The organism is Parabacteroides sp. PF5-6 (assembly GCF_029504695.1).
GTDB lineage: Bacteria > Bacteroidota > Bacteroidia > Bacteroidales > Tannerellaceae > QVMG01.
Genome location: NZ_JAQFIN010000002.1, coordinates 424,718 through 439,568 on the forward strand (window position 1 = coordinate 424,718; position 14,851 = coordinate 439,568).

General features: G+C 47.6%; 11 protein-coding genes. 7 read left to right on the plus strand and 4 right to left on the minus strand.

Annotated features, from left to right (window positions below; genetic code table 11):
- Positions 1–37 precede the first annotated feature (37 nt).
- The 4 genes from tsf to rplM form a co-directional block, all read right to left on the minus strand.
- A complete protein-coding gene (tsf, locus tag M2133_RS03875) occupies positions 38–862 on the minus strand; it encodes a translation elongation factor Ts (RefSeq protein ID WP_277464648.1) in 825 nt (274 codons plus the stop codon).
- 23 nt (positions 863–885) lie between these two features.
- Positions 886–1,749, minus strand: a complete 864-nt coding sequence (gene rpsB / locus M2133_RS03880; protein WP_277464649.1) for a 30S ribosomal protein S2 — start codon at positions 1,747–1,749, stop codon at positions 886–888.
- Between the two features lie 139 nt (positions 1,750–1,888).
- Entirely contained in the window at positions 1,889–2,275 is a 387-nt protein-coding gene (gene rpsI, locus M2133_RS03885) for a 30S ribosomal protein S9 (protein WP_277464650.1), read from the minus strand.
- A 5-nt stretch (positions 2,276–2,280) separates the two neighbouring features.
- A complete protein-coding gene (gene rplM, locus M2133_RS03890) occupies positions 2,281–2,736 on the minus strand; it encodes a 50S ribosomal protein L13 (RefSeq protein ID WP_277464651.1) in 456 nt (151 codons plus the stop codon).
- A gap of 671 nt (positions 2,737–3,407) precedes the next feature.
- On the opposite strand from rplM, the gene M2133_RS03895 reads away from it, so the two are divergent.
- From M2133_RS03895 to M2133_RS03925, 7 genes are all read left to right on the plus strand, one after another.
- On the plus strand, positions 3,408–4,094 hold the full coding sequence (locus tag M2133_RS03895) for an ABC transporter ATP-binding protein (RefSeq protein ID WP_277464652.1): 687 nt from the start codon (positions 3,408–3,410) through the stop codon (positions 4,092–4,094).
- Positions 4,087–5,364: an ABC transporter permease gene (locus tag M2133_RS03900; RefSeq protein WP_277464653.1), complete on the plus strand. Its 1,278-nt coding sequence runs from the start codon at positions 4,087–4,089 to the stop codon at positions 5,362–5,364. Before M2133_RS03895 ends, M2133_RS03900 begins: the two co-directional genes overlap by 8 nt.
- A gap of 107 nt (positions 5,365–5,471) precedes the next feature.
- Positions 5,472–6,734 carry an ABC transporter permease gene (locus tag M2133_RS03905; protein ID WP_277464654.1) on the plus strand — a complete coding sequence of 421 codons (1,263 nt, stop codon included), beginning with the start codon at positions 5,472–5,474 and terminating at the stop codon, positions 6,732–6,734.
- A gap of 79 nt (positions 6,735–6,813) precedes the next feature.
- Complete coding sequence (locus M2133_RS03910) at positions 6,814–7,920, plus strand: efflux RND transporter periplasmic adaptor subunit (RefSeq protein ID WP_277464655.1); 1,107 nt, start codon at positions 6,814–6,816, stop codon at positions 7,918–7,920.
- A 39-nt stretch (positions 7,921–7,959) separates the two neighbouring features.
- A complete protein-coding gene (locus M2133_RS03915) occupies positions 7,960–9,309 on the plus strand; it encodes a TolC family protein (RefSeq protein ID WP_277464656.1) in 1,350 nt (449 codons plus the stop codon).
- A 463-nt stretch (positions 9,310–9,772) separates the two neighbouring features.
- Complete coding sequence (locus M2133_RS03920; protein ID WP_277464657.1) at positions 9,773–12,982, plus strand: TonB-dependent receptor; 3,210 nt, start codon at positions 9,773–9,775, stop codon at positions 12,980–12,982.
- A 19-nt stretch (positions 12,983–13,001) separates the two neighbouring features.
- A complete protein-coding gene (locus M2133_RS03925) occupies positions 13,002–14,489 on the plus strand; it encodes a RagB/SusD family nutrient uptake outer membrane protein (protein WP_277464659.1) in 1,488 nt (495 codons plus the stop codon).
- The last annotated feature ends 362 nt before the right edge of the window (positions 14,490–14,851 follow it).

A 14,851-nucleotide genomic window follows, 5' to 3' on the forward strand; every position in this document is an offset into this window, starting at 1 on the left:
CCCTGGGCAGCCTTTCCTTATTATATACTAATCTCAATTAGTCTACATTCAATGTGACACGTTTGAAAGCAGTAACTGTCAATTCTTTGTTCTGTTGTTTCAGATACTGGTCGATTGTCAGTTTGTTGTCTTTCACAAACTCCTGCAGCAGCAACGTGTTTTCTTTGTAGAATTTCTGTATCGCACCTTCTGCGATACGATCCAACAGGTTTTCCGGTTTGCCTGCCTCACGTGCTTTCTCACGAGCGATAGTCATTTCCTGATCGATGATCTTCGGATCCACTTCCGCCGGAGTGATAGCCACCGGATTCATAGCAGCCACCTGCATTGCGATATCACGAGCCACCTGACGGTCGACTTCCTGATTGAACGCAACGATAGTCGCCAGTTTGTTTCCCGGATGGATATAAGAAACAGCAGCAGTGCCTTCCACGAATTCATAGAATCCCAGTTCCATCTTTTCGCCGGTCACCCCGATACGGTCGGTGATATGATCCTGGATCGCACGGCCATCCGCCAGGGCAGCAGCCTGCAGATCTTCCAGACTTGCCGGTTTCTTCGCCATTGCCGCATCCAGCATATTCTGGGTCAAAGCAATGAATTCAGCACCTTTAGCCACGAAGTCGGTTTCACATTTCAACGCCACGATAGCAGCGAATCCACCGTTATCACTTGCCAATACACAACCTTCAGCCGCTTCACGGTCTGAACGTTTAGCAGCGACAGCCTGTCCTTTTTTACGGATGATTTCCATCGCTTTGTCGAAATCACCTTCTGCTTCTGTCAAAGCATTCTTACAATCCATCATTCCGGCACCGCTCATTTTGCGCAGGTGGGAAATATCAGCCATTGTTACAGCCATAATATTTTCTTTTTTTTAATTTATTATTCTTCTGTTGCGTCAGCCGCTTGGTCTACAACCGGAGCTTCTACAACTTCTTCTTCCGTTTCTTCTACCTCATCGGCAGCGTCTTCCGTTTGCACTTTCTTGGCAGCAGCGCGGGTGCGGCGTTCCCGACGCGGAGCAGCTTCTTCAGCTCCTTCGGTGTCGATCTTTTCCGCTTTACGCTCTTCCAGTCCTTCACGCATCGCTTCGCAAATCGCGCCCAGGATCACTTCTACGGATTTCGTAGCATCATCGTTAGCCGGAATTACGTAGTCGATATTGTGCGGATCAGAGTTGGTATCCACCATCGCAAAGACAGGAATACCTAAACGATTGGCTTCCCGAACAGCAATATGTTCTTTCATCACGTCGATCACGAACAAAGCGGAAGGCAGACGGGTCAGGTCTACGATAGAACCTAAGTTCTTTTCCAGTTTCGCCCGTTGACGCGTGATTTGCAGTTTTTCTCTCTTCGAAAGATTATCAAATGTACCGTCTTTGGTCATCTTGTCGATCGTCGTCATCTTCTTGATGGCTTTACGGATCGTCGGGAAGTTGGTCAACATCCCACCCGGCCAGCGTTCAATCACGTAAGGCATACCTACGGAAGAAGCCTTGTCGGCAACAACCTGTTTCGCTTGTTTCTTAGTCGCAACGAAAAGCACTTTCTTTCCCTGACGGGCCAGGTTTTTCATTACTTCTGCAGCTTCATCTACTTTAGCAACTGTTTTATATAAGTCAATGATATGAATACCATTGCGCTCCATGAAAATATAAGGAGCCATTGCCGGGTTCCACTTTCTTTTTAAGTGTCCGAAGTGAACACCCGCTTCTAATAATTGATCAAAATTTACTCTTGACATGGTTTCTTTTTTAAAATCGTTTACTTTCTTTTGTTAGTTCAACCTTCAGGTAGTTCATCCACATACCACATGTAAAGGAAATCCTGTCGGTTTAGATACTAAACGCTTTGCTCTTGTAAGACACTCACAAACAACAACATTAACGTTTACTGAACTGGAATCTCTTACGTGCTTTCGGTTGTCCCGGTTTCTTCCGTTCCACCTCACGCGGGTCGCGGGTCATGAAACCTTCCGAACGCAATGCAGGCTTGTCTTCGGCGTTGATTTTCACCAATGCGCGAGCAATAGCCAAACGAGCTGCTTCCGACTGTCCTTTGTAACCACCACCGGTCAGGTTGATCTTGATGTCATACTTTTCAGCTACATCCAATTTGTTCAGCGGTTGTTTCACCACATACTGAAGGATAGTAGAAGGGAAGTAAGTCTCCAGATCACGCTTGTTGATTGTAATTTTACCGCTACCTTCGCTGACATATACGCGAGCTACTGCCGCTTTACGTCTTCCTAATGCATTTACAACTTCCATAGGGCTTATTTGTATTGATTGATATCGATTGTTTTCGGTTGTTGCGCTTCATGCAGATGCTCAGCACCTTCGTATACGTGCAGATTCTTCAGAATCTTCGCACCCAGACGGTTTTTCGGCAACATACCTTTTACTACTTTACGGAACAACTGTTCGGCTCCCTTGTTCATCAGATCCTGGGGAGTAAACTCACGCTGTCCACCGGGATATCCGGTATATCTCAAATAAACACGGTCGTTCCACTTGTTACCAGTCAGAACGATTTTCTCTGCATTGATAATGATCACATTATCACCACAATCAACGTGCGGGGTGAAGTTGGGTTTGTACTTACCGCGCAAAAGTTTCGCAACTTTTGAGCAAAGACGTCCCAAAGTCTGATCGGTTGCGTCTACAACCACCCATTCTTTGTTTACAGTTGCTTTGTTTGCAGAAATGGTCTTAAAACTTAAAGTATCCACTGCTTTTAATTTAATTAATTAATAAATCTGTTAATCGAGTTTTCGCCCTTTTAATCGTTATTGCCTCGGACACATGATACAATAACAGGCTAAGAACTAAACTCTTAGTACATTTTGGATAATAATCGGCTGGCAAAGGTACGGGTTTTCTTCGAAATAAAAAACATTTGAGGGCAGAAAACGATTTTATAAAGCTTCTTCCGCTAAGGTTTCGAGGGCATTATCTCTTTCATCTATTCTTTGAATGGACTGAAGCCGGAGAGAAGAAACAGCCACAGTATTTGAGTCTTTTCGAGGGAGTATTCACTTGTTGATAATTATCAACAAGTTTGTTGATAGTTATCAACAGATCTGTTGACAATTGTCAACAAATGTGTTGACGGTTATCAACAAATAAATGCTCCTTCGAAAAAGAAGAAATAGTCCCGCGATTTGCGAGGGCTATTCTCTCGGCCGGGGCTGACTTTTGAGTGAGTGGCCAGCCTTTGCGTGTTAATTTTCTATAATTATTAGTACCTTGCGATACAAGGTATCATTCAATCCCATACATTTGGGGCAGGCAAAAAAAATTACTCCCTATTGTAACAATTTCAAGAGACAAGCGTCTAATAAGGAGAAAGGCAGAAAGTAGCAATTCAAACAACAAGCATATAAACAAACGACGATACGGCATGATCATTCAACTCAAGGATATTAACAAAACATATTATAGCGCGGCGCCGCTCCATGTTTTGAAAGGCATCGATCTGGAGATAGAGAAAGGGGAAATGGTCTCCATCATGGGGGCTTCCGGCTCGGGCAAATCGACCTTACTGAATATATTAGGTATATTGGATACCTACGATACGGGAGCGTACACGCTGGGCGGCCACCTGATCCGCGACCTGAGCGAGAGCCAAGCCGCCGAATTGCGCAATAAGATGATCGGCTTTATTTTTCAGTCGTTCAACCTGATCTCTTTCAAGAATGCCATGGAGAATGTCGCCCTTCCCCTCTACTACCAGGGTATCAAACGGAAAAAGCGCAATGCCATCGCCATGGAATACCTCGATATGGTGGGGTTGGCTGACTGGGCGGAGCATATGCCCAACGAGCTCTCCGGCGGACAGAAACAGCGTGTAGCCATTGCCCGCGCCCTGATCGCCCAGCCGGAAGTGATCCTCGCCGACGAACCCACCGGGGCGCTCGACTCGGTGACCACTGTCGAGGTGATGGAACTCTTGCGCAAGGTAAACGATGAAGGCATGACCATGATCATCGTCACCCACGAACCGTCGGTTGCTGCCGTAACCGACCGCATTATCCGCCTCAAAGACGGAGTGATAGAAAATATAGAAAAAGTAATCCATCATGTTTGATTTCGATAGCCTGCGCGAGATATGGAGCACGATGAAAAAGAACAAGCTCCGCACGTTCCTGACCGGATTCTCCGTCGCCTGGGGTATCTTTATGCTGATCGTATTATTGGGGGCAGGCAACGGCCTGGGCAACGGGATCGCGCATAACTTCCGGAACATGGCGGAGAACACCGTCACCTGCTGGTCGCGCTATACCACCCTGCCCTATAAAGGGTTTCTGCCCAACCGCCGGATTCGTTTCACGGAAGAAGACGTTCACGCACTCAAGCAGCTCCATCCCGAAATCGATCGGATCTCGCCCGATAACTACCGCAACGATACCATTTCTTTCGGTCAGGAATATTTCACCGGAGGTATCCAGTCGGTCTATCCCGATTTCGCTTCGATTATCTATATCCCGGTCCTGGCCGGCAACGGACGATTTATCAATGAGGTCGACCTCCAGGAGCGACGCAAGGTGGTGGTGATCAGCCCACGTATCGCCGAGATCCTTTTTCGCGACTCGGTACAGGCGGTCGGCAGCCACGTAAAGATCGGCAACCTGATGTTTCAGGTGATCGGTATCTACAAAGACGAGAACAACAGTTCGGACTCACCGGCGTATATCCCGTTTACCACCGGGCGTTTATTGTATGCCAACGACAATCCGGTGCAGCGCATCCGCTTCACCCTGCGGGGCATCAACTCGCAGGAGGCGGAAGATGCTTTTATGGAACGTTACCGCCTGACGATGGCACGCCGCCATCAGTTTGATCCGGACGACAAGAACGCGATCGGATGGTGGACCACCGGCAGTGAGTTCCGCATGTGGCAAGGGATGAATAACGGCATCGCGCTCTTTATCTGGATCGTAGGTATCGGCACATTGATGGCCGGCATCGTCGGAGTGAGCAATATCATGCTGATCACCGTGCGGGAACGCACCAAGGAATTTGGCATCCGCAAAGCGATCGGCGCCAAACCGTCCTCGATCCTGCGCTTGATCATTGTGGAGTCCGTACTGGTCACCGCCGTCTTCGGTTATATCGGTATGGTGACGGGCATTGGGCTGACCGAATTGATCAATTACGGCATGGAGATGGCCGGTGTAGGCAGTGGAGGCAGCGCCAATCCGGAACAGAACACGACGGTGTTTCGCAACCCGACGGTCGACCTGGGTATCGCCCTGGCCGCGACCGGCGTATTGATTGTCGCCGGTGTACTGGCCGGTTACTTCCCTGCCCGCAAAGCAGTGAAGATTACAGCGATAGAGGCGATGAGACAGGAGTAGATACTAATTGTTAATTGCTAATTGTTAATTATTAATTAACGATTAACAGCTGCAGATCGCTTGCGAAGCAATTAACAATTAATCATTAACAATTAATCATTAAAGAAGTGTTCGACTTAGACAGATGGGTAGAAATATGGGTGACCATCACCCGCAATAAGACACGGAGCCTATTGACCTGCTTCGGGGTCTTCTGGGGCATCCTGATGCTGGTGATCCTATTGGGATCGGGTACCGGCATGAAAAACGGGATATTGGGGAACTTCGACGGGTTCGCCACCAACTCGATATTCGTGTACACCGACCGCACCAGCGAGCCCTATAAGGGTTTCAACAAAGGGCGCTTTTGGAATATGCGCAACCGCGACGTAGAAACGATCAGCCGCGAGGTCGCCGGCGTAGAAGATATCTCTCCGATCATCTGGGGAAACAGCGGCGATAAGAATATTGTCTACGGACAACTCACCGGCTCGTTCGGCGTGAAAGGGGTATTGCCGGGTTATTTCAATATCGAGAGCCAGCACCTGCTCCACGGACGCCTCTTCAACGAGATCGATATCAAAGAGAAACGCAAGGTATGCCTGATCGGCGACAAGGTGAACGAAAGTCTTTTCCACAACGCCGACCCGACGGGGAAATATATCCGCGTGAATGGGCTCTACTACCAGGTCGTGGGTGTGATCAAGGCCAAATCGTCGAATATCAATATCGGCGGACGCTCGGAAGAGACGGTATTCCTGCCGTTCAGCACCATGCAACAGACGCTCAACCAGGGCGATATCCTGCATTTCCTCTGCATGAGCATCAAGTTGACCTACCCGGTACAGGAGGTGATCGACGAGGTGACGGCGATCCTCAAATCACAGAACGAGATCGCGCCGACCGATCCGCAAGCCGTCGGCATCGCGAATCTGGCGGCACAGTTTGCGACCTTCAATATGCTCTTTACCGGCATTGATATCCTGGTGTGGCTGGTGGGCCTGGGCACACTCTTGGCGGGTATTATCGGGGTGAGTAATATCATGATGGTAACGGTCAAAGAACGCACGAAAGAGATTGGCGTACGCCGTGCTTTAGGCGCAAAGCCATTCAATATCATATCGCAGGTTATGAGCGAAAGCCTGGTCTTGACAGCCATGGCGGGACTGATGGGGCTGAGCCTGGGGGTATTCCTATTGGATGTGGTCAATAAGGTATTATCCGCCCAGCCGCCATCCGATGAAGGCACGTTCTTTCAGAATCCGGAGGTGAGCATCCAGACGGCGGTTGCCGCCACGGTCGTATTATTGTTCTGCGGACTGATCGCCGGCTTGATTCCCGCCTGGCGTGCCATGCAGATCAAAGCGATCGATGCGATACGGGAAGAGTAAACACATTAAAATAATTATGAATTGTGAATTATGAATTATGAGAATAGGATTCATAATTCATAATTTAAAAAAAAGAGTCATGAAGAATCGTATTTGGAAAAAGATCATGCGTATCATCCTATTGGTATTGGTAGGAGGCGCGGTAATCGGCACTTTCTATTTCCTGTGGAAGAAAGCGCAACCGGTAATTACGGTATATGAGATTGTAACACCGGCAAGAGATACGGTAGCCACCAAAACGGTAGCCACCGGCAATGTCGAACCGCGCTACGAAGTGCTTATCAAACCGCAGATCTCGGGTATCATCTCCGAGTTGTTGAAAGAGGCGGGACAGATGGTGAAAGAAGGCGAGATCATCGCGCGTATCAAGGTGATCCCGGAGATGGTACAGTTGAACAGCGCCGAGTCGCGGGTGAATGTATCGGAGATCTCCCTCAAACAAGTGGAAGAAACCTTCAAGCGCGATGAAGCCTTATTCAAACAAGGCATCGTTGCCCGCGAAGACTTCGAAGTGTCGCAGGCCAATTACCTCCGGGCGAAAGAAGAACGCGACAACGCCCAGAGCGCCCTGGAGATTATCCGCGACGGGATTGCCCGCAACTCCAAAGTGGCCAGTACGACACAGATCCGAAGCACCATCACTGGTATGATCCTCGATGTGCCGGTCAAGGTGGGTAACTCCGTGATCCAGTCGAACAACTTCAACGACGGCACGACCATTGCCACCGTAGCGGATATGAACGATATGATCTTCCGCGGCAATGTGGATGAGACCGAGATCGGACGCATCAACGAAGGCATGCCGATCAAACTGACCGTCGGTGCGATGGAAAGCCGTGTGTTCGACGCCATGCTCGAATATGTGTCGCCCAAAGGGGTAGAGAAAAACGGTGCGATCCAGTTCGAGATCAAAGCCGCCGTCACCATCCCCGAAGATGCCTTTATCCGTGCCGGATACAGTGCCAACGCGGAGATTGTATTGAAGCGTGCCGAAGATGTGTTGACCGTGCCGGAAAGCACGGTAGAGTTCCAGGGCGACTCCGTCTTTGTGCAACTCCTCAAACAGGAGAAACCTGAGCAGCTCTTCGAGAAACACCCGATCAAGGTGGGACTCTCGGATGGCATCAAGATCGAAGTGAAAGAAGGACTGACGGAAAGCGACCGGATTCGTGGGGCAGCGAAGTAGAATTGTTAATTATTAATTGTTAATTATTAATTGAAGAGGATGAAACACTTACTATACATATTTATATTAGCGCTTGTGCCTTCCATCCTACCGGCACAGCAGCCGGCAAAGGTATGGACCTTGGAAGAGTGCATCCGGTATGCCTTGGAAAACAATATCGACCTGAAGCAAAGGGAGCAGACGGAAGAAACCCGGAATATCGAACTGCATACCAGCCGTCACAGTTGGCTGCCCGACCTGAATGCCAACCTGGGGCAGAACTTCGACTTCGGACGCTCGCCTTCAAAAGACGGGGTGATTGTCGACCGGAATTCCGCCAACTCCTCTCTTTACCTGCAACTGAGTATGCCAATCTTCGACGGCATGCAAATCGCGAATGATATCGCGGCAAAGAAGCTCAACCTGAAGGCGGCAACGGAAAACCTGAACAAAGCCAAAGAAGACCTGGCAGTCAATGTGGCTTCCTATTATATACAGGTATTATATAATAAAGAAATAGAAAAGATCGCCCGGTTACAGGTCGAATTGTCACAGGAACAGGTGCAGCGCACCGAAGCATTGGTACAGGCGGGCAAGGTGCCCCTCTCCCAGCTCTACGATATGAAAGCACAGGTTGCCACGGATGAAGTGACCCTGACGGAAGCACGCAACAATGTCGACCTCGCCCTGTTGGACCTGGCACAAAGCCTCGAACTCGAACGCGGCAATACCACTTTCGATATCGAAAACCCGGTCATGGAAGATGCTTTGGTGCAATATATGGGCAGCATCCTGCCGCCCGACCTGATCTATAACGAAGCAGTCACCTTCAAACCCCAGATCCGCGAACAGGAATACCTGTTCGAGAGCCAGAAGAAAACGCTCCGCATCGCCCAGGCCGGTTATTACCCCAAGCTCAATCTGAATGCCAGCTACAGCAACGGCTACTACCGCTACAGTGGCGGCGATGGCGATATCGTCAATACCGCTTTCAGCGACCAGATCAAGCAAAACGAACGCAAAACGGTAGGATTCAGCCTGAGCATCCCGATCTTCAACCGCTTTCAGGTACGCAACAGCGTGCGCACCGCCCGGGTAGGCATCGAAAACCGTCAGTTGATGATGGAGAACACCAAGAAAGCCTTGTATAAAGAAATCCAGCAAGCCTATCATAACGCGACCGCTGCCCAGGAGAAATACATCGCTTCCGACAAATCCGTCGAAGCCAGCCGGGAAGCCTTCACCTACTCGGAAGAACGCTACAACGCAGGCAAAAGCACCGTCTTCGAATACAACGAAGCGAAAACCAAATACGCCCGCAGCCTCTCCGAACAGACCCAGGCCAAATTCAACTTCATCCTCCGCGCCAAAATCCTCGACTTCTACCGCGGAGTGGATATTCAATTGTAATACAAAATTATACTCGCCTCTAATAAAGGGAACGCGAACAACGCAGAAAGCGCAGACGCTCGCAGATAGTTTATTCATTATGCAATAATTATCTGTGAGCGCCTGCGCTTTCCCCCTCCTATCTCCTATCCCCCATCTCCTCCCTCCTCCTATCTTCCTCGATTTTAACTATCTTACTTAAAAAAAACACAATTTAACCCGCTACAGGTTCTAAATCCGCACCTCCGAAAATATCAAAAAGAAATAAAGTCAACCGTGCTTACCCTCCAAACCCGCCAGAAAAAGAAATATTTCTATTCTCCTCAGCCTTTTTTTATGCCAAATTGCGTTTCTCTTCAAATTATTATTATATTTGTCGGCGAGAGATGGAAAAACGCTAAAGTTAAATATGACAAAATATAACATAAAATGAATGTGTTATTTAACATCTACCCAATTATTTCTAACTAATAATACTGTTATTATGAAGCGAAAATTAGCATTTTTACTACTGACCTTCTTATTTGGACTACAGTGCATGGTTGCCCAGAACATCCGGGTGACAGGTGTTGTTGTCAGTGAAGAAGATGGCGAACCGGTTATCGGGGCTTCCATCGTTGTAAAAGGAACAACTCAGGGAACAATCACCAACTACGACGGTGAGTTCAATCTGGAAGTAGACCGGAACGCCCGGCTACAAGTATCTTATGTGGGTATGATAAGCCAGGAATTGGCTGCCCAAGCCAATATGCGCATCGTTATGATCTCCGACTCGCAAGCGTTGGACGAAGTGATTGTAATCGGTTACGGTACGGCGAAAAGAAGTTCGTTTACCGGATCGGCTACCGTAGTGGATGCGAAAAAAATCGAGAAACGTCCGATCACCAACGTGGCCAGTGCTTTGGAAGGTAATACTCCGGGGGTACAGGTTACTTCAGGAATGGGACAGCCGGGATCTACACCCGAAATCCGTATCCGTGGTTTCGGTTCGATGAACGCCTCCAGTGAGCCGTTGTACGTGGTCGATGGAGCGGTTTATAACGCCTCTATCGCGGACCTTAACCCGGCTGACATCGAGTCAATGACGGTATTGAAAGACGCGAACTCCACAGCGATCTATGGAGCGAGTGCCGGTAACGGTATCGTGATGATCACTACTAAAAAGGGTTCAGGTACCGATGGTTCTACCGGTGTAAACCTGAATGTCCGTCAGGGATTCTCACAACGTGCGTATGCCGACTATGACCGCGTGAATGTATATGAATACTATCCCTTGCAATGGGAAATGATGAAAAACGCCCATATTACCAGCGGTAAGGATGCTTCAGAAGCGGCGGCTCTTGCGACTGCCAATATTGGAAGTACATTGAAATACAATCCGTTTGTCGGTGTTACCGATGACGCGATCGTAGGTGTCGATGGTAGACTAAATCCGAGTGCGAAAGCCCTGAAATGGGGAGATGACCTGGATTGGGAAGATGCGGCTTATGGTACCGGTTATCGTCAGGAATATACTGTTAGTTACAATACAAAAACAGCGAAGAGCGATACGTACGCTTCTGTCGGTTATCTGGATGATTCAGGATACATGGCAAAAACCAATTTTGAACGCTATACCGGACGTATCAATTACAATATCTACCCGGTAAAATGGATGAAGACCGGATTGAATCTGGCTATGACCCGTGTAATGAGTGATTACTCTCCGACTGACGACGCTGACAATAGCAGTAGCTATAATAATCTGGTGCGTTATACCCGCGGTATGGCTCCGATTTATCCGGTGCATAGTCACGATAAAGAAACCGGTGCTTACCTGGATGCCAATGGTAATCCAACGACCGATCCCAGCAAGTATGTCTACGACTATAAAGGCGACCGCCTTTCAGATCCGGGACGTGACGCTTTGGCTGAAACCGAGTTTAATACCCGCGAATTTGCCCGTACGTCGCAGAATGCCCGTACCTATATGACTATTACTCCGCTCGAAGGTCTGAATATGACGCTTAATTACTCTTTGGACAATATGGATTATCGCCAAAAGATATACGAAAACCCCTGGGTAGGTGATGGTACTGCCGGACCGGGCCGTCTGAATATAACCTCGATCCGTCGTTTGGTGCAAACCTTAAACCAGATTGTAAATTACAGTAAGAAATTTGGAGATCACTCTTTCGACGCGATGGTCGGACATGAAAACTATTCATACAAATATGAATACCTGTATGGCATGAAGACTGAAGAAAGTATCAATGGTATCTATGAATTTGGCAACTTTGTAACTGTCGCAAATCTAAACTCGTACACCAATACATACAATAAGGAAAGTTATTTTGGTCGTTTGAACTATGATTATGCGAATAAGTATTACGGATCTGTGATCTTCCGCCGGGATGGTTCTTCTCGTTTCCATAAAGACAGCCGCTGGGGTAACTTCTGGTCGTTTGGTGCCAGCTGGCGCTTGAGTGAAGAAGATTTCATGAAAGAATACACTTGGATTAACAACTTGAAACTCCGTGCTTCTTATGGGGAAACAGGGAATGATATGATCTTAGACTCTGATGGTTATACCGACTACTACCCCTACCAGACACTCTATGGTTTGGGTTATAAAAACTGGAACGAAGCAGGTGTCTATTTCACCAGCATTGCTAATTCGAAGTTGAAATGGGAAACCCAGGTTTCTACTGACGTAGCTATTGAATTTGGCTTATTCGACCGTTTGACCGGTACAATCGAATATTTCGACAAGAGATCACGCGACCTGCTTTTCTCGGTATCTCAGCCGACTTCCTCAGGGGTAAGTTCTATCGCTCAAAATATTGGTAAAGTTTCTAACTCAGGGATTGAAGTAGATCTTCATTACAACGCGTTTAGAAACCGCGATTGGAGTGTGAATGTAGGTGTGAACTGGACGTACACAAAGAACACCATTAAAGAATTACCGGAAGAAATGAAAGAAAACGGTTATGTCAACGGATCTAAAAAGTGGATGGAGGGTAAGCCTCGCTATGAATTCTGGCTGCGCCAATGGTACGGGGTTAACCCGGCAAACGGAGACGGTTTATACCTTTTGGACACAGAAAAATACACTGGAGATGCCATCACTGCTGCTGTACAAAAGACCATTGTGGAAATCGACGGCAAACAGCTGACCAATAGCTACACCTATGCGAAGTATGATTTCGCCGGTGATGCCGCACCTAAATTTATTGGAGGTTTTAACTTCGATGTTTCATACAAAGGATTTGACTTAGGCGCTGTATTCTCTTATCAATTAGGTGGTAAGATGTTAGATACTTCGTATGCCGGTTTGATGAGTGGCACTTCTTATGGTTCTGCGATGGCAAGCGATATTAAGGAGTCCTGGAAACAACCGGGTGATATCACCGATGTGCCTCGTTTGGATAATAACGCAACACATAATACGAATATCGGACAAAGTTATTCAACCCGTTGGTTGATTAGTTCAGATTATCTGAACCTGCGCTCCGTCACCTTGGGTTGGTCTATCCCGCGCACTGTATTAAGTCCGTTGACACTGAAGAGCGCTCGTTTAAGCGTATCCGCTGAAAACCTCTTTATGCTCAAAGCCCGCCAGGGTCTGAACCCGATGGCGAACTATGCCGGTACAACCAGCAATGTGTATAACCCGGCACGTAATATTACTTTCGGCTTGAATGTATCATTCTAATATTAAAACAATTGACGTTATGAAATACATGAAACATATCAAAACAGGGCTGGCGATGTTAGGCATTATCGCATTCACCAGCTGTTCGTCTGATTATCTGGAAACGACACCGACAGGTTCAGTGTCCGAAGTGACGATTTCTACCTCTTTGGAAAATATCTATATGGCCTTAAACGGGATTCATAAAGAAATGGTTTCACAAGAGTCCGGACGCCAAGCTTTCGGAGGGGAACCCGGCTTTATGGGAGCTCGCGATTGCGAAGGTGACGATGTCACCTGGGTTACCAATACCTGGCTGAAAACCAGCCATCTGGGATGGGAGGCTAACCTGAATGAAGTAGCTACGGATAATGTTTTATTCTGGCGTGTATATTACCAATGGATTCTGAATGCAAATAAAGTATTGGAGTCTTTGGAAATTGTGGAAAACGATGATCCGGAATTGTTTGACCAAATCAAAGGTGAAGCACTTTGTATCCGCGCCTGGGCACATTTCAATGTGTTGCAATTGTACGCCCAACGTTATGTACCGGGAAGTGGGAATACACATGACGGTATCCCTTATCGCACCAACTCAGCCGGTGGCGAATTAGCCCGTAGCACTGTAGAAGAAACTTACCGTTTGATTAATGCCGACCTGGATGAAGCCATTAAATTATTGGCAGGTATGTCACCAGGCGTAACGCATTATAGCGAAAAGGTAGCTTATGGATTAAGAGCTCGTACGGCTTTAGCGATGCATGATTACGCCAATGCGGCTAACTACGCGGGCAAAGCGATCGCTTTAGCCTTAGAAGACGGCAACGCATTAATGGAAGGCGACCAATTTATGTGTGGATTTGTAAATATTACAAGTGATACCAAAGAAGCGATGTACGCCGCCCGTACGCCGGATGATAAAACGGTTTATTTCTATTCGTTCTATGCAAACTGGGCTTGGAACTTTAACGCTACGGCTATCCGTCAAGGTGTAAAATCTATCAATGCCGATACCTACGATACAATGTCTGAAACGGATATTCGTCGTGCTTGGTGGGATCCAACAGGTGAAATGGATGTTCCGGCTTCCAACTTTGTAAAGAACCCGTATCAGAACCGTAAATTTACGGCTCGTTCTACTTCTAATGCAGTGGGTGAAGTAGCCTTTATGCGTCTGGCTGAACTCTATCTGATACAGGCTGAAGCCTTGGCTCGCTCAGGACAGGATGCTGCCGCTCAGGATGTGTTTACTAAATTCCAGGTTACACGCGACCCGTCTTACGTTTCCAAAGGAAATACAGGCGATGCTCTGATTGAAGAGATTATGAACAGCCGCCGGGTAGAACTCTGGGCAGAAGGTTTCCGTTTCTACGACTTGAAACGTCTGAACCAACCGATCAAACGCGGACGTAACTTCGATATAGCTTTCTGTACCTTTGTCGAAAGAGAAGCAGACCATCCCGGTTGGGTATGGGAAATCCCACGTGCTGAAACAGCTTACAACCCGCTTTGTAAGAAGAATCATTAAGAATATCGGTTAACGATTAACACAACAATAAGAAGAGGTTCCATCCCGGAACCTCTTTTTTTGTTTCGATACAATCCCTAACCGTGAAGTGCCCCTTCGTCTCTAAAACTCATCCCTTACTTTTTGAAATTCTTCCCTTACTTTTCAAAAACCCTGCCGGACTTTTGCACAACCCTGCCGGCCTTTTGGAAAACTCCGGCAGCCTTTTGGAAAACCCTGCCGGCCTTTTCGGCGAAAGAGGCAGCTTTTTGAAGTCAAATAGCAGATGTCAACAAATGTAAACAGCAAATAGGGGTAAACCTATCATTCCAAACATAGTTTTTCATTAAAATTAGTCATTTGGCGTGACTCGGCATAATCCA